General features: G+C 62.9%; 17 protein-coding genes. 7 read left to right on the top strand and 10 right to left on the bottom strand.

Features of this window, described 5'->3' with window-relative positions:
• Nucleotides 1–97 precede the first annotated feature (97 nt).
• The 3 genes from ACX4ZE_RS07650 to ACX4ZE_RS07640 form a co-directional block, all read right to left on the bottom strand.
• Nucleotides 98–340 carry a hypothetical protein gene (locus tag ACX4ZE_RS07650; protein ID WP_480272619.1) on the bottom strand — a complete coding sequence of 81 codons (243 nt, stop codon included), beginning with the start codon at nucleotides 338–340 and terminating at the stop codon, nucleotides 98–100.
• Nucleotides 341–1,357: 1,017 nt separating this feature from the next.
• Nucleotides 1,358–2,395: an alpha/beta hydrolase gene (locus ACX4ZE_RS07645; protein ID WP_480272618.1), complete on the bottom strand. Its 1,038-nt coding sequence runs from the start codon at nucleotides 2,393–2,395 to the stop codon at nucleotides 1,358–1,360.
• A gap of 641 nt (nucleotides 2,396–3,036) precedes the next feature.
• Entirely contained in the window at nucleotides 3,037–4,500 is a 1,464-nt protein-coding gene (locus tag ACX4ZE_RS07640; protein ID WP_480272617.1) for an MFS transporter, read from the bottom strand.
• Between the two features lie 84 nt (nucleotides 4,501–4,584).
• Between ACX4ZE_RS07640 and ACX4ZE_RS07635 the strand changes: the two genes are divergently transcribed.
• On the top strand, nucleotides 4,585–5,013 hold the full coding sequence (locus ACX4ZE_RS07635; protein WP_480272616.1) for a MarR family winged helix-turn-helix transcriptional regulator: 429 nt from the start codon (nucleotides 4,585–4,587) through the stop codon (nucleotides 5,011–5,013).
• A gap of 20 nt (nucleotides 5,014–5,033) precedes the next feature.
• Here ACX4ZE_RS07635 and ACX4ZE_RS07630 read toward each other — a convergent pair whose 3' ends face one another.
• Nucleotides 5,034–5,909: a helix-turn-helix domain-containing protein gene (locus tag ACX4ZE_RS07630; RefSeq protein ID WP_480272615.1), complete on the bottom strand. Its 876-nt coding sequence runs from the start codon at nucleotides 5,907–5,909 to the stop codon at nucleotides 5,034–5,036.
• Nucleotides 5,910–6,110: 201 nt separating this feature from the next.
• Entirely contained in the window at nucleotides 6,111–6,257 is a 147-nt protein-coding gene (locus ACX4ZE_RS07625) for a hypothetical protein (RefSeq protein ID WP_480272614.1), read from the bottom strand.
• A gap of 308 nt (nucleotides 6,258–6,565) precedes the next feature.
• Here ACX4ZE_RS07625 and ACX4ZE_RS07620 point away from each other — a divergent pair, with 308 nt between their 5' ends.
• Together ACX4ZE_RS07620 and ACX4ZE_RS07615 are read left to right on the top strand one after the other, a co-directional pair.
• Nucleotides 6,566–7,042 (top strand): hypothetical protein, encoded by a 477-nt coding sequence (locus tag ACX4ZE_RS07620; protein WP_480272613.1) that lies wholly within the window; start codon nucleotides 6,566–6,568, stop codon nucleotides 7,040–7,042.
• A gap of 186 nt (nucleotides 7,043–7,228) precedes the next feature.
• Nucleotides 7,229–9,415 carry a molybdopterin-dependent oxidoreductase gene (locus tag ACX4ZE_RS07615; protein ID WP_480272612.1) on the top strand — a complete coding sequence of 729 codons (2,187 nt, stop codon included), beginning with the start codon at nucleotides 7,229–7,231 and terminating at the stop codon, nucleotides 9,413–9,415.
• Nucleotides 9,416–9,486: 71 nt separating this feature from the next.
• Here the strand turns inward: ACX4ZE_RS07615 and ACX4ZE_RS07610 are convergent, their stop codons facing one another.
• From ACX4ZE_RS07610 to ACX4ZE_RS07590, 5 genes are all read right to left on the bottom strand, one after another.
• Nucleotides 9,487–10,113 (bottom strand): hypothetical protein, encoded by a 627-nt coding sequence (locus ACX4ZE_RS07610; RefSeq protein ID WP_480272611.1) that lies wholly within the window; start codon nucleotides 10,111–10,113, stop codon nucleotides 9,487–9,489.
• On the bottom strand, nucleotides 10,110–10,760 hold the full coding sequence (locus tag ACX4ZE_RS07605) for a hypothetical protein (protein WP_480272610.1): 651 nt from the start codon (nucleotides 10,758–10,760) through the stop codon (nucleotides 10,110–10,112). Before ACX4ZE_RS07605 ends, ACX4ZE_RS07610 begins: the two co-directional genes overlap by 4 nt.
• A 16-nt stretch (nucleotides 10,761–10,776) precedes the next feature.
• On the bottom strand, nucleotides 10,777–12,042 hold the full coding sequence (locus ACX4ZE_RS07600) for a hypothetical protein (RefSeq protein ID WP_480272609.1): 1,266 nt from the start codon (nucleotides 12,040–12,042) through the stop codon (nucleotides 10,777–10,779).
• The gene (locus ACX4ZE_RS07595) at nucleotides 12,039–12,386 is read right to left on the bottom strand and encodes a hypothetical protein (RefSeq protein ID WP_480272608.1); all 348 of its coding nucleotides are present in this window, start codon (nucleotides 12,384–12,386) and stop codon (nucleotides 12,039–12,041) included. The genes ACX4ZE_RS07600 and ACX4ZE_RS07595 overlap by 4 nt, the downstream gene beginning before the upstream one ends.
• A 187-nt stretch (nucleotides 12,387–12,573) precedes the next feature.
• Nucleotides 12,574–13,029 (bottom strand): GtrA family protein, encoded by a 456-nt coding sequence (locus ACX4ZE_RS07590; RefSeq protein WP_480272607.1) that lies wholly within the window; start codon nucleotides 13,027–13,029, stop codon nucleotides 12,574–12,576.
• 113 nt (nucleotides 13,030–13,142) lie between these two features.
• Between ACX4ZE_RS07590 and dprE1 the strand changes: the two genes are divergently transcribed.
• The 4 genes from dprE1 (at nucleotide 13,143) to ACX4ZE_RS07570 (ending at nucleotide 21,102) form a co-directional block, all read left to right on the top strand.
• Nucleotides 13,143–14,624, top strand: a complete 1,482-nt coding sequence (gene dprE1, locus ACX4ZE_RS07585; RefSeq protein ID WP_480272742.1) for a decaprenylphosphoryl-beta-D-ribose oxidase — start codon at nucleotides 13,143–13,145, stop codon at nucleotides 14,622–14,624.
• Between the two features lie 16 nt (nucleotides 14,625–14,640).
• Entirely contained in the window at nucleotides 14,641–15,402 is a 762-nt protein-coding gene (gene dprE2, locus ACX4ZE_RS07580; RefSeq protein ID WP_480272606.1) for a decaprenylphospho-beta-D-erythro-pentofuranosid-2-ulose 2-reductase, read from the top strand.
• A gap of 241 nt (nucleotides 15,403–15,643) precedes the next feature.
• Nucleotides 15,644–17,590 carry a galactan 5-O-arabinofuranosyltransferase gene (locus ACX4ZE_RS07575; protein WP_480272741.1) on the top strand — a complete coding sequence of 649 codons (1,947 nt, stop codon included), beginning with the start codon at nucleotides 15,644–15,646 and terminating at the stop codon, nucleotides 17,588–17,590.
• 209 nt (nucleotides 17,591–17,799) lie between these two features.
• A complete protein-coding gene (locus tag ACX4ZE_RS07570) occupies nucleotides 17,800–21,102 on the top strand; it encodes an arabinosyltransferase domain-containing protein (protein ID WP_480272605.1) in 3,303 nt (1,100 codons plus the stop codon).
• The last annotated feature ends 237 nt before the right edge of the window (nucleotides 21,103–21,339 follow it).

Here is a 21,339-nt window from a genome sequence, read left to right as displayed (position 1 = left end):
GCGCCCGATGATGGCGTCCAGATGGCCGTAGCCGGGAACCACTGCGTACCGCACATCGAGCTGCGGGTACCGTTCCGAGAGCAGCTCGTAGCACAACTCAGAGGAACTGCGGCAGCTGTGCTTCGGCCGGACAAGTGACGCTGAGCACCTCTGGCAGCGTCGAGCGAACCTGCGCCACAATGACCGGATTGTCATCCAGGAAGACGAAGCTGTCCAGGCCGAGTCGCAGTGCGCGAGCCGCGGCCTCGATGCGCTGCGACTTCGGGCCCCAATCCGCGGCGATCACGCTGAAATGCTCAGGGCTGAGCACACTATCGGGCCGCTGCAGAACAGCACGCACGGTTGCTTCGTCATTGTTTCGGAATGCGACTCGCGGCGATGGATGGCGGTGATGATTTCGGGTAGGCGAACGGCGTTGCCGTCCACACATGTCCCGGTAACTGTCTATATCCGACCTTCGGTGCAGCACTGTCCGTACCGTCGAGATCCCGGCCCGTCTGGCCGGTGCGGACACGGGTGGGCGCGGCGAGTGCTGGTGTCCCGAACAACCGTGTCCGCCACCGCGACCACGCCGCCGTTCCCGTTGCTATATCAGCTTTGGCCTTGCTGGGGCTGTGCGGCGACGGCTCGAAAGGATGTCGGCCATGGCACACAGTCCAGCGGTCGGGGCCGCCCAACGCATGATCATGTTACGGCCAGGGACCGCCGTGAAGAAAAAGAATAGAAACGAACCTCATTCAGCAAGCCCTAAAGTTGCGAATACCCGACAGAATCCGTCGAGCAAACTGACCGGAATAGGAAATATACGAAATCTCCATCGCCCGGACCCAAGGCCGGTACGCCTACTGCGTTCTTTTCCGATCACGACCGGACCCGTAGAGATACGCACCATCGCGACTACCTGGAATAGATGGAGATCACATGCATTCTCATGCCGAGGACAACAGGTTCGTGAAATCACAATCCAATGCAGCAGAATGCCCCCAAAGCCAGCCCAATGGGCACCTCCGCGAACTTCATCGAGGACGTCCGAATGCACCCTCACACGCCGATCTCAGTGCAGCAGCACCTTCCCACACTGTCAAACGCTGCAGGCTGCGGCAGCAAAAAGGGGCTTGTGACAACAATCACTTGCCTTTGATTTGTCCGGATTCTATGACGATGGTGTGATCATATTTCTTGTTTTCGCCGCGCCTTGAACACTTGCCACAAATCGGCAAAGCTCACTGCACTGCCGGAACCATAGCCTGCGGCGACCATCTCGGCTTCCCATGACCAACTGCCCGCCGCCCACAGTCCACCGGCATATAGATAAAGCCGGCCACCCGCTCGGGTGGCCGGCTTCGGTACAGAACTCTCAGCTGCTGTGCAGAGCGTTCAGGATGTACGGCCGAGCCTTGCCCAGCTGCTCTTCCCAATACTTCCAGCTGTGCGTACCCGTCGCCGGGAAGTCGTAGACAGCGGGGATGCCGAGCTTGTTGAGGCGTGATTGGAAGGAGCGGGTCGTCACGAGCGAGATCGCCTCGATCCCCATGGCATTAGCTGTATTGAACACGCCGATCGCGGAATTCGGATGATCGTACCTGCCGGGCAGGCCGCTCGCGGCCGAGATGTAGAGCGGGGTGCCACGCAGCTCAGGAGCGAACACATACGGATCCATCCGGAGCCACTGCGAACTCCACGGAGCCGCCATCGAGTCGACGTTGAAGCGGCCCGCGTCCATCATCATCACGCGCATGGCCTCACGCATGCCAGGCGCACCCCAGTTCAGCGGACCGGAGAAAGCTGAAGCATGCTTGAACTGATTGCGGTGCAATGCGGCCAGACGCAGCGCGGCCGGAGCGCTCATCGACAGTCCGACAGCCGCGTTGTTCGTCCGCGAAACTCCGTAACCTTCCAAGAAACGCGGAAGCTCGTCGGTCAGGAATGTTTCCCACTTGTAAGTGTACTTCTGACCATTAGTGTTACTGGCCCTACGCCAGTCGGCGTACCAGCTGGACTGACCACCGACCGGCATAACCAACGTGACGTTGTCATTGGCGAACATCTGCATCGCATTGGTCTCGAACGACCATGCGTTGCGATCGTCGCGCGCACGGAGTCCGTCGAGCAGGTAGATCGCTGCGCTACCACCATGTTTCGCCCACTGCACCTGGACTTTCACCGGCCCCATGGCCGAAGGAACCATCAGCTCCTCGTAGCCTCCCGCAGGCGCGCGAAGAGCCGGACTATGTATCGGGGCTGCGAGCGTGACGGCCGGGTTCACCGTAGAGGCCGCGATCGGTATCGCGAATGCCGCCGCGCCCAGAGCTAGAACTCGGGTACGCCAGCCCCGCAGGCTGTTTCGTCGCACCGGTTCCGTTCCTTTAGGCGCGGCCGCCCTGCCGAAACGCATGAATACTGCTCTCTTTCTGCTGCTCGCTCTATCGCGCTGTTGATGTTGTGCCAGTGCGCTCACCATCGCACCGGACCCGACTTCCGACACGAACAGGAGCACGCCACTGTCGACAATGCGCTGGCTGGACAGTATTCGATCGCCAATGCCTTAGCAAGACCGAGTCTCGGTGGCCGATATCCTTCTGTGCACGTTCTACGGTTGTGCTGTGACTTTAACGGGTCCAGTCCGTGCCGTCCCGCCGAGCCCCGACGATACGATCCGACCGGGTGCACCGCTGCCGCCCGCCCGGCGATCCTACGCTATTCACCGACAGCCGCAGGAACATTCGATACACCTGTTTTCCCAGTTGCGCCGGTTGCGCACCCACCGAGCTGGAACGAGTACACGAAGTTCTCCGAACCGAGACACAGCATCCGCGTCAGAAACACGGCGTGTCAGCGACGACATCGCCGTGCAGCCACTCCGAGCTCCACGACGATGTCGGCGTATTCACTTTGTATCCACCGGAATCCAGCAAGGCGAGGCGTACCCACCGCACGCACGATGGGCGGCGATGGATTCAAAGCATCCGAGCAGGAACCCGCGAAACCGAACTGTCCGAGGGGATAAGCGGCTGATATCGCGGGCAGGTCCCGCAATCAATCGGCGAGTTCGAATTCCCGCTCCGCGGTTCGCTCTTTACGCGTGCCACGCGTGGGAACGAAGGCCGACAAAGCCACAAGTGCGCCTACAACGGACACACCCATGACGAACTGGAGGCCGGGCCGGTAGGTATCGAGCATCCCGGTCGCAGAATGATCGGTATGTGCACCAGAAGAGATGATCACGGTAGTCATCGCGAGCACGATGGCCGCGCCGACCTGCATCGCGGTCTGTAGCACTCCAGCCGCCAACCCCTGCTCCTCGTTATCGATACCATTGGTCGCTTGGATGTTGATAGCTGGGAACCCAACCCAGCCGATGCCGATCAACAGCACTGCGGGCAACAGCATCGCCAGATAGGACGGAGCAGTGTCCAACCGCAAGAACAGCACGTAGCCGATAGACATGACAACCGTGGTGACCGCGATCACCGGTCCGGTACCGAACCGGTCGACCAACTTGTCCGAGAAGAATGCCGACAATACGACCAGCAGACCGATCGGAAGCAACGCCATCGCCAGCTTCAGCGGTGTCCAACCCAGGGTGTCCTGCAGGTACAAGGTCACAATGAACTGCCAGCTGAAATAGGAACCCGCCACCGCGACAATCGCCAGACTGGCGCGGATCAACGAGGGCTTACGCAGAATGCCTAGACGCACCAGCGGATAACGCACTCGCCGCTCGACCGCGACGAACGCGCCGAACAGGATCGCGACAGCGAGGAACGAACCACTGGTGCGCGCCGAAGCCCAACCGGCATCCGGCGCCGTGACTACAGTGTAGACCAACAGCAGCATGGCTGCTGTCGACAACAGGGCGCCGAGCAGGTCGTACCCACCCTCCCCGGTAGGCCGATCCTTCGGCACCAGGATGTAGGCGGCAACCAGCGCGGCAAGCGCGATCGGCACCGGCAGCAGGAATGTCCAGCGCCAGCCGATACTCGTCATCAGGCCACCGAACAGCAGTCCCGACGAGTAGCCGCCCGCGCCGAATACCACATAGATGGACAGGGCTTTGTTCCTGGCCGGCCCCTCCGCGAAGTTGGTGGTGATGAGAGACAGGCCGGTAGGTGCGGTGAATGCGGCAGCTAGGCCCTTGAGGAAGCGGGTGAGGATCAGCAGCGGACCAGAGTTGACCAAACCACCGGCCAGCGAGGCGAGCGCGAAGACCACGAGTGCGACCAGAAAAACCTTGCGCCGACCGAGTAGATCAGCGGTACGCCCGCCGAGCAGCAACAGCCCGCCATAACCGAGTACATAACCACTGACCAGCCATTGCAATGTGGCAGTCGACAGTTCGAGATCCGCGCCGATGGACGGTAGCGCGATGCCGATCATGGACACGTCCAAACCATCCATGAACAGCACGATGCACAGCGTGAGCAGCATGCCCCATAGTCGACCGGACCATCTTGTCGGATCGTTCGTCCCAGCGGCCGGGAGCGTTGCCGTTGAAGTCATGCGCACGACACTACATGCGTATGCATTAAGTGCAAATGCATTTAATGCATACGCATTGTCTATTGGGACTATTACGATGGGGCCATGCCGAAGCAGTCCACTACACCCCCAGCCCGGCGCACCGTTGCGCCGAACGGACTGGTCGAGCAGTGGCGCGAATTGCTCTACCGGCACGCGACAGTGAGTTGCGCACTCGAAAAAACACTGCAGGAGCAGCACTGTATCGGGCTCAGCGAGTTCGAGACCTTGGATCGGCTGGTCGACGCGAACTGCGGCAAGTACCGCATGAGCGATTTGGCAAGCGACAGCTACCTGAGCCAGAGCGCACTGTCGCGGGCTGTGGCCCGGTTGGAGCGCGACGGCTTAGTGCAGCGCACCATGTGCCCCGACGACCGCCGCGCAGTGTATGTCTGCTTGACCGATAAAGGGCGCGAGGTCTACGAACAGGCCCTGCCCACCCATCGGTCCGTCCTGAGCGACACCTGGGAGCTGCCGGGCAGGCCAACATGCTGACTCGTGCCCGGCCGCTCTGATCAGAGCGCTTTGAGCGCGTTTTCGAGCCCGGCGTTCGCATCGACAGCTACCGCCTCGATGCTTGTCAGCGCCTCGTGGAAGCGCGCGACCTCATGCTCTTTGTCGATATAGAGGGGCCCGGTGAGGGAATCCACGCACACCACCGGCGGCTCAGACAGATTGCTGGAATCCGCCTCGGGAAACTCCAACAGAACGAATCGGCCCGAACCCATACCGTCGTGATAGCCACAATCCATTGGCACCAAACGAATTCGAATGTTCGGTAGCTCACACATACATTGCAACTGGCTGAGCTGTTCGGCGACTACCGACGCGGTACCGACGCGCCTACGCAACACCGCTTCGCTGATCAGCACATCCAAGCGCAACGGTATATCGGCGCGGGTGAACTGTAGCTGTCTCGCCTGGTTCAGTTGCACCCTGCGGTCCACTTCATCAGCGGATAGCTCCGGATGCGCCGCCGCGAGTACCGCGCGAACGTAACCTTCAGTCTGCAACAGGCCCGGCACGAGTTCGTTCTCATAAGAGAACAGCCGGCTCGCTGCTTCCTCCAGCCCGATATAAACCTCGAAGCCCTCCGGAATCACGTCGCTGTAGGCAGTCCACCAGCCCTTGGCCTTGGTGTCGCGAGCCAACGCAGTGAGCGGTTCGAGCAGTTCGGGCGGCGCGCTATAAATCTTGCACATCGCCTCGACGTCGAGACCGCGCAGCGAGGTCTGCCCGGTCTCGATCCGCCAGATCTTCGCCTCCGACCACTCCAACTGCCGCGCGGCCACTCGCGTGGTCATACCAGCGCGGTTGCGCAGATCACGTAGTCGGCGGCCCAGTTGCCGCCGCGGCATAGTCGATCCGGTCGTTCCCTGCGGTAAAGCCATGCTTCCCCCTCCTTTTGCCGCACCCCAGCCGGGCTAGCTACGCCCGATCGGCGGCGCGGCCGACCTGTTCCGGACATCTGTGTTGCTATCCGGGTATCCGAACAGCATTGTTCACAGCGAAATCGACACCGGCAACTATGGTTGTCTCATATAAGAGAGTGGCGCATTTGTGCCAAACTGTAACCTCGTGCCAGTTTCCCGCTATCTACCTGCGCGGCTGCGTTTGCGGAAACGCCAGAACTGCACCGCCCGAACATCTTCGGAGAGCTGGTCGACCGGCTCGGCCGCAACGGTCGAACCGAGCGGCGCCCCGAGTAACGCGGCGAGCACACCGAGTGCCATCGACACCCGTCACAACACGATCGGCCTGGGCCGGCCCGAGGCACGCGATCGGGATGCCTTCACTGGAGCAATATCGGCCACATCAGCACCACCGCGACGACCGATGAACGGTCGGATCCATAGTCGAAAGCAGCTGAGTGGCAACAACTACGGACCGCTGCTCGGCGCGGGGCGCATGATCGAACGCCATCGAAAATGAGACGTAAACAACACTCTGCAATTTATTTCGCGGATCACGTAACACTCCCGGCCACTCTCGGCGATACGGCCCATGGACGCAGGATCCAGAGATCTACCGGGGAATGGAGAAAACAGTGCGCACCACGTTTCCGACTTCCGTCTCGGCGGCTGAGAAGACCGCCGCTGCGCAGGTCTACGCTCAGCGCGGATGGGCGGTCGCCGAAACGGCCAACGGTCTCAGCCTGATCACCGATGACACCGTGTCCGGCATCGAAGTCACCGGCGAACTCGCCGACGAAGTGCGCCGCTTTCTGCGCACGAACAATCTGTCCGGACCTGTGATCGAGATCCCTGGCGCACAGCGCCGCGAGATTCACTTGGTCACTGGTGTCCGCAAAGCCGCGATGGCACTTCAGGCGCTGCGGGAGGCGGGCGCCACTGTCTACACCCACGGCATGGGCATTCCGCTGCCGCCCACCCAGTTGTCGGCCGGATCCGCCTGCTGGGGCATCGCACCGGCCGAGGCTCGCTGGGTGCCGCCGGTTGTCGCGATAGCCGCGGCCGTGCGCGCCACTACAACGGCTCGGGCAAAGCTGACCATCGCCTGCTGAAGGCCACATTGTCGAGTTGTGTCCACCTGCTGCTCACCGCGGGTGACACACCCCCCGACCTACTGACAAACAGTTTCCGGGTCCGCGCTGCGGACCCGGCCGCGATGCCGATGGATGCCATTCGACCGACAGCGAGAGCATCACGCATTCTCTTTCCAGTCCCCGCTCTGGACGCGAAGATGGGGTATGGCCCAGAACACACCATCCCGCACTCTGCTGCGCACCTGCCCACTCTGTGAGGCGGTCTGCGGACTCGAACTCACCATGGACGCCGATGATCACGTCATCTCGGTGCGCGGTGACCGGAACGATCCCTTCAGCAAGGGCTTCCTGTGTCCCAAGGGAGCAAGCTTCGGTCGGCTCGAGGAAGACCCGGATAGGGTGACCGAGCCATTGATCCGCGACCGCGCGACCGGCACCTGGCATGCCGCTTCCTGGGAAGGAGCCTTCGACTACATCGCCGAACGCTTTCCCGCCATCGTAGCCGAATACGGAAACCAATCCGCCGGGGTTTATCTGGGTAATCCGAATGCGCACACCATAGCGGGCACATTGTATGTGCCGATGCTACTGCGCGCGCTGGGCACCAGGAACATCTATTCGGCAAGCACCGCCGACCAAATGCCCAAGCAGGTGTCCAGTGGGCTGATGTTCGGCGACCCGATGACCGTGCCGGTACCCGATCTGGACCGTACCGACTACCTGCTGATGCTCGGGGCCAATCCACTGGAATCCAATGGCTCGCTGTGCACCGCGCCGGACTTCCCTGGCAGGTTGAAGAAGCTGCGGCGTAGAGGCGGTCGCTTCGTGGTGGTCGATCCTCGGGTAACGCGCACCGCGAAATCGGCCGACGAGCATCTGTTCATCCGTCCGGGCAGCGACGCGTATCTGCTGTTCGGCATAGTGCGCACACTGTTCGCCGAACAACTGACCGATCTCCGCGTCGAATCCACCGGACTGGACGAATTACGTTCGACCGCAGAATTATTCGATCCAGAAACCGTGGCGACCCGTACCGGCGTGCCCGCGTCGACGACGGTACGACTGGCCCGAGAGCTCGCCGCGGCGCCATCCGCCGCCGTATACGCCCGAATCGGCACCTGCACAGCAGAATTCGGCACGATAACCCAGTGGCTCGTCGATGCGATCAATACATTGACCGGTAACTTGGACTCCCCCGGCGGGGCGATGTTCGCCACTGCGGCAGCAGGCGGCATCCTGCGCAGCAGGCCGTTCCGTACCGGCCGCTGGACCAGCCGAGTCCGCGAGCTGCCCGAGGTCATGGGAGAACTTCCCATCGCGACACTGGCCGACGAGATCTGCACACTGGGCGAAGGCCGAATCCGCGCTCTGGTAACAGTCGCCGGGAACCCGGTGCTGTCCGCACCGAGCGGTACGCGTCTGGACACCGCGTTCGCCCAACTGGAGTTCATGGTGAGCGTGGACCGGTACGTGAACGAAACCACCAGACACGCCGATGTGATTCTGCCGCCGCCGCGTGCTATCCAGTCGCCACACTACGATGTCGCGCTACTGCGATTCGCCGTGCGCAACTATGCCCGCTATTCGCGGCCACTGGTGCCGCTGGGCGATCGTCCATCGGAGCCCGCTATCCTGGCCCGACTCGCCACGGCGGCGACCGGCAGGCCGCACGATGGCTCCGACGGTATCGACCCGCTCACCGCCGCGGATGAACTCGTCATCGCGGGAACGCTGCACAAAGCGGGGCTAGCCGATCGGCGTGACGAACTCATCGGCGCGGACAGCACCGAGCAGCGCATCGACCTGATGCTGCGTCTAGGGCCGTACGGCGAATGGAATGGCGGCACCCTCTCGCTGCGCACACTGTTGGACAATCCGCACGGTATCGACCTCGGACCATTACAGCCGCGCCTGCCCGACGTGCTGCGGACCGCGAGCGGACTGGTGGACTTGGCGCCTCGGCCACTCCTCGACGATGTAGCACGACTGCGGGAACGACTCACCGCCACAGCACCGGAACTGGTATTGATCGGACGGCGGCACCTGCGCTCCAACAACAGCTGGATGCACAACATCGCACCGCTGGTAGACGGGTCCAACCGCTGCACCCTGCAGATCAATCCGGCCGACATAACGCGCCTCGGCCTCGGCGACCGAGCTGTGGTGAAATCCACCGCCGGAACGCTGACAGTAGCGCTGGAGCCGACCGATACCATCATGCCCGGCGTGGTGAGCCTGCCACACGGCTGGGGCCACACCGAGAGTACACAAACCGTCGCCCGCGCCAACGCAGGCGTCAATGCCAATGCGCTCACCGATGATTCGGTGATCGACATCCCCTCCGGCAATGCCGTGTTCAATGGGGTTCCGGTCACACTGACCCCTGCCTGAACCACCACGAACCGGCACCCGCGAATCCGCCCGGCCGGGATCATCCCCGCCGCGGCGGATCGTGGCCGAATTCAGTCGGCGGCGTGGCGTCCCCCGAACGTGGAATCGCCGCGCTGCTCTCGGAAAGAGAACCGTGGCGGTTTATACACTCGCGAAACGTACGCATAGCGCATATCACGACCTCCGGGACGGGAGACGACACCGTACTTCGACAGATCACCCGCAAACCACACCTCTGTCGTGTTGTGGTTGACCAACTTGCCCAGATCCTTCGGCCATGTGCTCAGGAGCAGGGTCGAGATGGTCTCCCCGTTCGGGTCGAGCAGATCAATCCACTCATATCGTCCTCCGGAGATGTAGCGGATCGGCCATACCTTCCAGGGATTCCGGAAGAGAGCCTTGCGCCTGCGGCGATTGATCCACAAGAATGTACCGCCGAACATTGCTCCGATGACAAAATACATACCAACAAAATTGGCCGCTAGTCCGCCGAGCCTCTCCATTCCCAGTATGCCGGGGTGATCTAACTTATCCAGCATCACAATAAATAGGGGGCCGCATGCCAAGGAGCTGAGCAGCAGCGGCCAGCGCAGCAGCCAATTGCGAGATAACGCGGCTCGGGTCGGAGCCCATTTCACTGCGGGTCCGGGCGGCGGCGTCAATATATGACTGTGATCGGCACCGATTTCCGCATTCATAGGTTCAGACTCCATCCTCCGGATGCCGATATCTCGAATTCTAGGGAAGCGGCTATCTCGAACAGCATCGGGGCGAATTCCGGGCCCTCTTCCACAGCGGCCGTCGCGACTTCGACGACTGCCACCGTCCTGCCTTCAGTCGAGGGAATCAGTGCTTCTATCTGGAACACGGACACGTCCTCACTGTTTTCCGGAACAACGGGCAGATCGGGCGCTGAATAACGACGGATCGCTTCGGTGAACAGCACCGGACGCCCACTGATCTCCACCGGCTCGATTCGCCAGTAAATCTCCTCGCGAAGTTTGGCTTGGCTCAGCTCGAGGATCACCAAACGAGGATTCCGTGGTTCGCCGGCATCCAGACAAGAAATCGTCAGCCAAGAGGTGACCGGCTGGTCATCGCTGCTGCGGTGCATACCGATTCCGCAGTAGACCGCATTTCCCGCCGCGAGTGCGCCGAGCAAGAATTCGAGAGTAGCGAGCGTCGCCGGAACACTTTCCCGCAGTGCGCCGGTTATGGCTTGCCGTACGACCGGCTCCGCAGCTCGTACGGCAGTATCGATATCGGTCAGCGGCAGTTCGTGATAGCCGGGCGGTATCTGGACCGAAATGGCATGGCGCGGAACGCGTGGTCGATTGTTATCCATGGTGTCCACGCGGTCCTCAATCCCCGAAAGTGTGGTCCAGTGCCGTCCCACCAAGGGCGCCGACGGCAGTCCTGGCACGCTTGAGAACGGTCAGCGCCATGGCTGGATCGGCCACACTGTGCTTGCCGTCGACTCCAGTCGCCTGCAACAGTCTGTGCACTCCGTTCGTGGCTCCGGTGCTCGCCAGCATGTCCGTTATCCCGCCGACGTTGTGGTCGACCAAGCGTTGATTGACGAACCCCGGACTGTGCGCTGCCTCGGACCACGCACGGGCCATGCCCTCGAAACGGCCGACATCGCCAACCGAGTCGCCGAGCACCGCAACCTTGCCGACCTTCCCCAGCGCACCGACACCAGGAATCAGGCCAAGGGCATCACCGGAGATGGTCAAACCAGCGCTGACACGCTCCTGCAGGCTGCCGTGCATCAAGTCGTCACGCATTTCCGTGTCGGTGAGATCCAGTGCCAACGCACCGGCACCTGTGACCAGCGCTATTCCCAAAGCGATCGCGCTGAACGGCGGTGGAGTGATCACGGCGAGCAAGCCGGTAACTGCCGCGATGTTAGCCAGAGCCTCATGCAGCCCTTCGCGGTGTTCGTCGATCCATTCGCCGACCGCTGCTATCGCGTCGGTGATCCGATCCCAGATGCTCTTGTCCGGTGGGCTGGGGGCGAAATTCTTTGCCGCGGCGTCCAGTGCCGCGGCAATGCGGCCGGAGTGGGCGCTGTGGATGCTTTCGAGATCGCGCGCTCGGCGAATGATCGCGTCGATATTGCCTTGCCAGTCATTGACAGTCACCACGGCGGCGTTGACTCGAGCGATGGCGTTGTTCAGCCGGATCTGCGCGGCACGCAGCTCGTCGGGGTCGGTGAACTGCATGTTCGCCAAGCCCAGATCAGGATTCGACCTGGCTTGTTGCAGCGCGGCCACCGCGTGCGTGTGCCGAGCGCGTGCGTCGGCCGCTTCCTGCTCCAGCCCCTTCGCGGTGTCGTGGTAGCTGACCGAGCTGGTGTGCCATTCACCCAGCACATCGACAGCCTGCTCCAATGATCGCTGGGCATAGCCCAAATCGCCGGCCAGGGTGGCATCGAAGTTCATCCGGAACGCGTTGCCCGCATCGCCTTTCCACACATCCTCGTTGTCGAGCAAGCGAGTCAGCAGGCTTCTGGTTTCCGTGACGCTGTGCCGTGCCGTATCGATTCGGCCGCGCAGACTAGCTACCTCATCCGGTATTCCTGGAACAGGGTTGAATCCGAGGTTCGGGTAGGGGTGCACGCTCACCGGGCATCACCCTGCTGACCGACGCCGGAAGGCACCTGCCCATCAACAACGTTCCCGGCTCGTCCTAGCGCATTCGCGAAGGAGGCGTCGAGGGCCAAGTAGGCATCATGACACTTCGACACACCCTCGGCAGTCGCCGCGGCTGCCGCACAGATGCGCTCGATCCCGAAACGCCACCGCCGCTGGAAGCTGTCGGCCGCTTCATTGAGCGCTGCTGTGCCGAGCTCGCCGTGTCCGCCGTTCGCAAGCGCTTTCATCGCATCGCCCAGCACCTGCTCGGCATCGCGAAGTGATCGCACTGTCTCGGCCAGAACATCGATATCGACCTGAAGGTAACCAGCCATCGCATCCCCTCCCTATGTCCGAACACCGATGTGGCCGCTCGGGTTCGCGATGACGGACGACGGCTCCTGTTACCACGCCCACCATCGGTGGGCACTGTATCCGACATCGTTTGCCTGCCCGGAGGCAGGAAGTGACGAGGAAGCGTTGTATGGAGAACGCACAGAGCTGCTGAGGGCCGACCGGCCTTCAGCGGATCTTGAAGATCACCGCGCGCTGGATGATGAAGTTGATCACCGTGGCGGTGCCCTGGGCGACCACGAAGGCCAGCGGCTGACGCCACCAGACCTCGTCGAACGTGTGGTAGAGCACTGAGTTGATGCCGACCTGGACTGCGAAGGTGAGTGCGTAGAGCGCGACCACCGCGAGGAAACGGGTCCGGCTGGGCGAGGCTTGGAAGGTCCAGCGCCGATTGATCCAGTACGCGGTTGTGGTCCCTGCCACAAAACTGATCGACTTGGCGACACTGACCGGGAGGCCGACCACGTTGAGCAGCAGGCTGTAGAGCCCATAGTCGACGACAGCCGAGAACCCGCCGGTAAGGGTGAACCGGAAGATCTGTGTCTTGAGGTCGACATCGGTACCGCCTGGTTCGTCGACCAGCGGCAACTCGACCGGCAACGGCAGATGTGGTTCGGCTTGCACGTCGATGAGCGTAGCGTTGCTAGGGTCACGGATTCGATACCACACCAGCGGGCGCATTCCTACCAGTGAGTACGGTGAGCACGACCGGATCCGGCGTCATACCTGTAGCCTCTATGCCGATGTCCACGAAAGCTCCGACCGCCACCACGACAACCGGTAACGACACCGGCGTCACACACGATGGCCCGGCCGCGGGATCCGCGTTCGCACTTCCGACGCGCACCCGCACGTTGACCGGGTGGGGTCGCACCGCACCTACCTCGTCCGAAGTGCTCTCGACCAGCGATCCCGAACTGATCGCCAAGGCCGTGACCATGGTCGCCGAGGACAACGACAGCAAACCGCCCCACCTGCGCCGCGGCGTGATCGCCCGCGGCCTGGGCCGCTCTTACGGCGACCATGCCCAGAACGCCGGCGGCCTGGTCATCGATATGACCGCGCTGAACAACATCCACCGGATCGATCGCGATACCCGGATCGTGGATGTGGACGGTGGCGTCAGCCTGGATCAACTCATGAAGGCCGCGCTGCCGTTCGGGCTCTGGGTACCGGTACTGCCCGGCACCCGCCAGGTGACCATCGGCGGCGCGATCGCCTCCGATATCCACGGCAAGAACCATCACAGCGAGGGCAGCTTCGGCAACCATGTGCGCTCGATGGAGCTACTCACCGCCGATGGGCAGGTGCAGCACATCACGCCGAGACGCAATGCCAAACTGTTCTGGGCCACCGTCGGCGGCAATGGCCTCACCGGGATCATCCTGCGCGCGACCATCGAGATGGTGCCGACCGAGACCGCCTATTTCCTCAATGACGGCGTGAAGACCACGACCCTTGACGAGACCATCGCCGCACACAGCGACGGCAGCGAGGCGAACTACACTTACTCGAGCGCCTGGTTCGATGTGATCAGCCCGCCGCCCAAGCTGGGCCGGGCAACGATCACTCGTGGCAGGCTGGCGAAGGTCGACGAGCTACCGAAACGGCTGCGTAGCAAGCCGCTGAAGTTCGACGCCCCGCAACTGATGACGGTGCCGGATATCTTCCCGAACTGGACTATGAACAAGCTGACGCTGACGTCCCTCGGCGAGGCTTACTATCGGATGGGCGGCAACTACACCGGCAAGGTACAGAACCTGACGCAGTTCTACCACCCGCTGGACATGATCGCGGAGTGGAACCGCGGCTACGGTTCCAACGGCTTTCTGCAGTACCAGTTCGTGGTACCGACCGAGGCGGTCGCGGAGTTCAAGCGGATCATCATCGATATCCAGGCGTCCGGGCACTACTCGGCGTTGAATGTGTTCAAGCTGTTCGGTCCGGGGAACCAGGCTCCGCTGAGTTTCCCGATGCCGGGCTGGAACATCTGCGTCGACTTCCCGATCAAACCGGGTCTCAACGAACTCGTCCGCGAGCTGGACCGGCGGGTGCTGGAGTTCGGCGGGCGGCTGTACACCGCGAAGGATTCGCGGACCACCGCGGAGACCTTCCACCAGATGTATCCCCGGATCGGCGAATGGATCAAGGTCCGTCGAAATATCGATCCCACAGGCGTTTTCATGTCCGATATGGCGAGAAGGCTGGAACTACAGTGACAGTAGGTTCTACGAAATGATCAATGCCGTTGGTAACCCGCAGTCGATTCTACTGCTGGGTGGAACCTCGGAGATCGGCTTGGCGATCTGCGCGAAGTACCTGGAGAAGGGGCCCGCGCGCATCATCCTCGCCGCGCTGCCCGGTGATCCGCTGCGGGCGGACGCGGTCGCGCAGATGGAGGCAGCCGGCGCGAGCCAGGTCGAAGTCGTCGACTTCGACGCGCTCGATACCGGCAGCCACCCCAAGGTGATCGACACTGCCTGGGACGCCGGTGACGTAGACGTCGCCATCGTCGCGTTCGGCCTGCTCGGCGATGCCGAGGAGCTGTGGCGCGACCAGCGCAAGGCAGTGCGGATCGCCGAGATCAACTACACTGCGGCGGTATCGGTGGGAGTGCTGGTCGGCGAGAAGATGAAAGCCCAGGGCCACGGCCGGATCATTGCCATGTCCTCGGTGGCAGGCGAGCGGGTACGGCGATCGAACTTTGTCTACGGCTCGACCAAGGCCGGTGTGGACGGCTTCTACCTCGGCCTCGGCGAGGCGCTACGCCCGCATGGTCCGCGCGTGCTGGTGATCCGCCCCGGCCAAGTGCGCACTCGGATGTCCGCGCACATCAAAGAAGCACCGCTTACCGTTGATAAAGAAGACGTCGCCGCGTTGGCGGTCTCAGCCTCGCAGAAGGGCAAGGAACTGGTCTGGGCACCGGGCACTTTCCGCTATGTGATGATGGTCCTGCGGCACATCCCGCGATCGATCTTCCGCAGGCTGCCCATCTGAGTCCGGTGCTGAAGCTCGGACCGCAGTGCCCGCGTGATCAACGATCACGCGGGCACCTATCGTCTGACGGAGTCGATCTGAGTGAACCCGGAGGCACCATGCGAATAATCGAGTGCGATGAGCAGGGAGCGGTCGGTTGAGCACAGTGACCGCGACCGGCGACGCACCGTCGCGGGCCACCGGTCCAGACCCGACTCCTGGGCTTGCGATACTGCTGATACGGCAGATCGCGGGCGGGATCATGGAGGCCGTACTCGCGGCAGGTGTGGCCATGATCGTCGCCGCTGTCGGACTCACCGCGTTCTCTACGGTGCAGTGGCCTGCCTTCAACTCGTCGAACGTGACCCGGACACTGACCACGGTCGGGCAGGTCGGCGCGGCGGCGCTGCTCGTGGCCGCGATCGCATTGCTGCGGCTGCACAAGTGGCCGTGGTTGGCGAAACTGCTTTCCTGGGTGGGGATTTCGACGTTCGTCACGGTCACGCTCGGTATGCCGTTGGCTGCGACCAAGCTGTATCTTTTCGGCATATCAGTGGACCAGGAGTTCCGCACCGAGTTCCTCACGCGACTCACCGATTCCCCCGCCCTGCGCGATATGACCTACGCGGATCTGCCGCCGTACTACCCAGCAGGCTGGTTCTGGATCGGCGGGCGGGTAGCGAATCTGCTCGGCATGGATGGCTGGGAGGTGTTCAAGCCGTATGCGATCGGCTTTCTGGCGGTAACGTCAGCGGTCGCCTTGGTGCTGTGGTCCAAGTTGATTCGCGCGGATTGGGCTGTGGCTGTGACGGCCGCGGGCACTGCGGTAACGCTGGCCTACACCGCACCCGAAGCCTATGGCGCCGTTATCGTTCTGCTGCTGCCACCCACGCTGGTGCTCGCTTGGGGCGCGCTACACCGGCCAAGGGGAAATCACGGGCCGAGCGCTACAGCGACGGTAACCACCGCGCAGCGCACTGCGGGCGGATGGGGCGCGGTCGTCGGTACTGGGCTGTTTCTCGGCATGGCAGCCACGTTCTATACCCTCTACTTCTTGCTGGCCGCCTTCGCGATCGGCCTGATGGGTCTGCTGGCGGCCGCTCTCGCAGTACGCGAGCAACGCGTAGCCGCCCAAGCGCACCATATCCGTGCCGCCGCAGACACCAACCGTCCGTCCTGGCGCTCGGCGGTGCCGCCGTTGGCACGGCTGATTGTGATCGGCGTGGTCGCGGGACTGATCGCACTCATCGTGTGGGCGCCGTACCTAGTGCAGGCACTGCGCAGCGCGACAGCGAGTTCCGGTACCGCACAACACTACTTACCGGAGGCAGGCTCGCGACTGCCGCTGCCGATGTTCGAGTTCTCGCTACTAGGCGCGTTGTGCTTGCTCGGTACCGGGTGGCTGGTACTGCGCGTCGCTTCATCGCGGCGAGCGCAAGCATTGGCGATCGGTGTAGCGGCGATCTACCTGTGGGCGTTGCTGTCCATGGCAGCGACCGCAGTGGGTACTACACTGCTTTCCTACCGGCTGGAACCGGTCCTGCAGGCGCTACTCGCCGTCGCGGGGGCGTTCGGGTTCGTCGAGGGCGCACGGGCGATCTACCAAGCGCTGAACGAGCCCGCCCGGTTCCGGTGGATGGTGCTCATTGTCGCTACTATGGGGGCGCTGGCATTCACCCAGGACATCCCACACATCCTGGCGCCGGAAATCACCACCGCCTACACCGACACCGACGGCGACGGCCACCGGGCCGACCAACGGTCACCCTCGGCGGTGTCGCATTACCACAAGGTGGACGCGGCGCTCACCGCACAGACCGGCCGCCCCCGTTCGGACACGGTGGTGCTCACCGCGGACACCAGTTTCTTGGCGTTCTACCCGTATTTCGGCTTCCAGGCACTCACCTCGCACTACGCCAACCCACTCGCCGACTTCGCCGATCGGGCGGCGACGATCGAGAGCTGGAGCGAGTTGAAGACATCGCGGCAACTACTCGACGCGCTGGCGGCGAGCCCGTGGCGCGCACCGGACGCGTTCCTGTTCCGGCGCAGCGGCGATACCTACACGCTGCGACTTGCCAAGGATGTCTATCCGAACGACCCGAACGTAGCACGTTATACGGTGAGCTTCCCGAAGGAACTGTTCGACGACCCGCGTTTCACCATCACGGATATCGACCCGTTCACCCTGGTCACCGTGCACCGCTGACCACTCCCTGGCCCCGCTACCCGCTATGGCCGCCTTCACGATCATCATCGCCAAGGCGGCAATACTAGGACAATCCGGTCACTATATCCACGTCGTGGATCATCTGGTGCGATCAATGAGCGAACCTGGCCGTATTCCGGTCAACAGCGCGGTTACCGGCGGCACTAGCATCAACCACCGTGCGACCGGACCGATCTTCTCGAGCGTTCATGCGTTACCGCGCCATCGCCCTCACCTCAGGGCTGCTCGGATTCGTCTTGGCACTACTGACCCCGCTGCTGCCAGTGCGACAGGATCGAGCGACCCTGGATTGGCCCCAGCCCGGCACAGCGAGTATCACGGCACCGCTGGTGTCCTACGAACCGCTGCGGTTGCGCATGACACTGCCGTGCTCGCTGCTCGGCGAGATGGATACAGGCACGGTGCTGTCCACAGTTCCCGTCGCCTCCGAGCAGGCGACTACCAAAGGGATGGTCGTCTCGGTCGCCAACGGCACGCTCTCGGTGCTGCTCCGGGACATTCCCCTACTGTCGGCACCGCTGCGCGAGATCGGGCCCTGCACGGCGTTGACCATCGATTCGACCGCCGCGGCGACCACTGCGCAACTCAGCGGAGTGTCCAGGCAGGACGGCACGCCATTCCGGTCCACGGTCAGACGGGATGTCCGGCCGCAGCTCGTTGGCTTGTTCACCGATCTGGACGCCGATCAGCTCACCGGCGCGCAGGTGCACGCCGACATCGACTCGCGATTCTCCACCACGCCGACACCGCTGAAACTGGCCGTGATGATCGCCGCCGCACTGTGCACACTGATCGCGCTGCTCGCACTACACCAGCTCGATACCGTGGATGGCCGCAGGCCCCGGCGATTCCTGCCCGCCCACTGGTGGCGGATAACCTTAACCGACGGGGTCGTGCTGGGCACGTTGGCGCTGTGGCATGTCATCGGGGCCAATACCTCCGATGACGGTTACATCCTGACCATGGCGCGCGTCTCCGAGCACGCCGGCTACCTGGCCAACTACTATCGATGGTTCGCGGTGCCCGAGGCACCCTTCGGCTGGTATTACGAAGTACTGGCCTGGATGACCAAGATATCCGACGCCAGCCTGTGGGTGCGCCTGCCCGCTTCAGCGGCGGGCATAATCTGCTGGCTGGTGATCAGCCGGGAGGTATTGCCGCGCCTCGGTGCCCGCGTACGGCGCAATACGGTGGCGCTGTGGACCGCGGGCCTGGTCTTCCTCGCCTTCTGGCTACCCTACGATAATGGTCTGCGCCCCGAGCCGTTGATCGCGGCGGGCGCGCTGCTCACCTGGTGTTCGATCGAACGTGCCATCGCGACCGGCCGGTTGCTGCCCGCCGCGGTGGCGGTCTTGATCGCGGCGTTCTCACTCGCGGCGGGCCCCACCGGCCTGATCTGTATCGCGGCGCTGATCGCCGGCTCGCGACCGGTACTACTGATCCTCATCAAACGCGCGCGCGGCATCATCCCGACCCGAACCGGTCCCGATGCCGACGCGGCCGCCACCGGATCGACCGCAATGAACACTTCGGCCGTCGAACACAACCCGTCCCCGGCGAATACGGTGTTCCGGTTCGCGGCGCTCCTCGCGCCTGGCATGGCCGCGGGCACGCTGGTGCTCGTGGTGATCTTCGCCGATCAGACGCTGGCGACAGTGTTGGAGGCCACTCGGGTGCGCAGGATCGTTGGCCCGAATATGGCCTGGTTCGACGAACGCGCGCGCTGGGATTCGCTGCTGACGCTGTCGCCGGACGGCTCACTGGCTCGGCGGTTCGGTGTACTGGTGATGCTGCTATGCCTGCTCGTCTGCGTGCTGCAGGTGTTGCGTAAGGGACGAATTCCCGGCACCGCTCACGGCCCATCGGTACGCATTCTCGGCATCGTTTTCGCGTCGTTGTTCCTGATGATGTTCACCCCGACCAAATGGACGCATCACTTCGGAGTGTACGCGGGACTGGCTGGTTCGCTCGCGGCGCTCGCAGCAGTCGCTGTGGGCACCAACGGTATTCGCTCGCCACGCAATCGCGCGTTGTTCGCCGCGGCAGTACTTTTCCTACTCGCGGTCACCTTCACCGGCTCCAATGGATGGTGGTACGTATCCAGCTACGGTGTGCCGTGGTGGGACAAGGCACCGCTGATCGCGGGCAAGGGGATATCCACACTGTTCCTCGGGTTCAGCGGTGTCGCGTTGCTGGTGGCTATCCGGCAGCACTATCGCGCGCCCTATCGGCCCGCGATCACCTCTCCGCCACGGCGTTTCGATCGGTGGGCCTCGGCGCCGTTGACCATCGCCGCTGCCCTGTTGGTCCTGTTCGAGGTCGCCTCATTGACCAAGGCCGCAGTCACGCAGTACCCCGCGTACTCGATCGGCAAATCCAATCTGGAGTCGTTACTCGGAGATCCGTGCGCACTGGCCAATGCAGTGCTGGTGGAAACCAATACCGCGGACTCCGTGTTGCTGCCGTACACCGGCACACCTGCTGACGGGCTCGCCGCGCAGAACACCGGGTTCACTCCGAACGGGGTCGCGCGCGATCTCACCGCCGACGTCAAAGGAACTGTTACCGGCGGCGCGAACTCAGTCGACACCGGTACAGAGGACAGGGCCAGCAAAACCACCGGAACAAGTACCGAGGGCGGAACAACGGAGCGGGCCGGTATCAACGGCAGCAAAGTGGCGTTGCCCTTCGGTCTGGACCCGGCCAGAACACCAGTGCTGGGTAGTTACCACGAAAGCAAGCAGCAGCAGGCGAAGCTGACCACACAGTGGTATCGACTCGACCTGACCGACCGCATGCGCGATGATCCCGCCTATCAGGTGCTCGCGATCACTGCGGCAGGCCGGATCCAGTCAGTCGATGTCGACGGAGTGCGTACCTACGGTCAGCAACTGCATCTGGAATACGGTGTCCGCGGCGCGGACGGCGAAGTACGCAAGCTCGGCTCGATCGATCCGCTGGATATCGGCCCAGCGCCTTCGTGGCGCACCCTGCGAGTACCGCTGGACCAACTGCCCACCGGAGTGAACGCTGTACGGCTGGTCGCGATCGACAACGACATCACACCCGAGCAATGGCTGGCCATTACCCCACCCCGGCTGCCCAAACTCGCCACACTGAATTCGGTAGTCGGCGAACAGGATCCAGTACTACTCGACTGGCACGTCGGCCTGGCCTTCCCATGCCAGCGCCCGTTCGACCATCTCGACGGCGTCGCCGAGATTCCGAAATGGCGCATCATGCCCGATCGGGTCGGCGCCGAGGCATCCAATGCCTGGCAGGACGATATCGGCGGCGGACCGCTCGGCTGGACTGATCTGCTGCTGAAGGCGCAGACCGTGCCGAGTTACCTCGACCACGACTGGGCCAGGGACTGGGGTTCACTGGAGAAATTCACCCCCTACGAACCGAACTCCAGACCTGCCGACATCGACGTCACCATCCGAACCCGCAACGGACTGGCCCACGATGACCCGATCCGAATCCGCTGACGTCGGCGCCCTGAAAACGCACTCCACCTCGACTCGAAGCTCGGTCATATCAGGCTGGCGCACGACTACGGCCACAATGTCATCTTTCGCCACATCGAAACCCACCGCGCAATCCTGAAGTCGCACTCGACTTGTCGAACGCTGGGCTGGGCTCTCGAGCCGAGCCGCCTACCACACCGCGCGGACACGAAACCGGTTGTACGGTATGAAAATATATTTCCACCCATAGTGCCGTAT

It is taken from the genome of Nocardia sp. TBRC8007 (assembly GCF_056629435.1).
This window is presented reverse-complemented; position numbering and strand designations above follow the sequence as displayed.

Excerpts from the sequence above, each read along its gene's own strand:
- ACX4ZE_RS07630 (WP_480272615.1), bottom strand. The coding sequence starts at position 5,909 with ATGGCTTTACCGCAGGGAACGACCGGATCGACTATGCCGCGGCGGCAA.
- ACX4ZE_RS07635 (WP_480272616.1), top strand. The coding sequence starts at position 4,585 with ATGCCGAAGCAGTCCACTACACCCCCAGCCCGGCGCACCGTTGCGCCG.
- ACX4ZE_RS07570 (WP_480272605.1), top strand. The coding sequence starts at position 17,800 with ATGCGTTACCGCGCCATCGCCCTCACCTCAGGGCTGCTCGGATTCGTC.
- ACX4ZE_RS07645 (WP_480272618.1), bottom strand. The coding sequence starts at position 2,395 with ATGCGTTTCGGCAGGGCGGCCGCGCCTAAAGGAACGGAACCGGTGCGA.
- ACX4ZE_RS07605 (WP_480272610.1), bottom strand. The coding sequence starts at position 10,760 with ATGGATAACAATCGACCACGCGTTCCGCGCCATGCCATTTCGGTCCAG.
- ACX4ZE_RS07610 (WP_480272611.1), bottom strand. The coding sequence starts at position 10,113 with ATGAATGCGGAAATCGGTGCCGATCACAGTCATATATTGACGCCGCCG.
- dprE2 (WP_480272606.1), top strand. The coding sequence starts at position 14,641 with ATGATCAATGCCGTTGGTAACCCGCAGTCGATTCTACTGCTGGGTGGA.
- ACX4ZE_RS07615 (WP_480272612.1), top strand. The coding sequence starts at position 7,229 with ATGGCCCAGAACACACCATCCCGCACTCTGCTGCGCACCTGCCCACTC.
- dprE1 (WP_480272742.1), top strand. The coding sequence starts at position 13,143 with ATGCCGATGTCCACGAAAGCTCCGACCGCCACCACGACAACCGGTAAC.
- ACX4ZE_RS07575 (WP_480272741.1), top strand. The coding sequence starts at position 15,644 with ATGGAGGCCGTACTCGCGGCAGGTGTGGCCATGATCGTCGCCGCTGTC.
- ACX4ZE_RS07595 (WP_480272608.1), bottom strand. The coding sequence starts at position 12,386 with ATGGCTGGTTACCTTCAGGTCGATATCGATGTTCTGGCCGAGACAGTG.
- ACX4ZE_RS07640 (WP_480272617.1), bottom strand. The coding sequence starts at position 4,500 with ATGACTTCAACGGCAACGCTCCCGGCCGCTGGGACGAACGATCCGACA.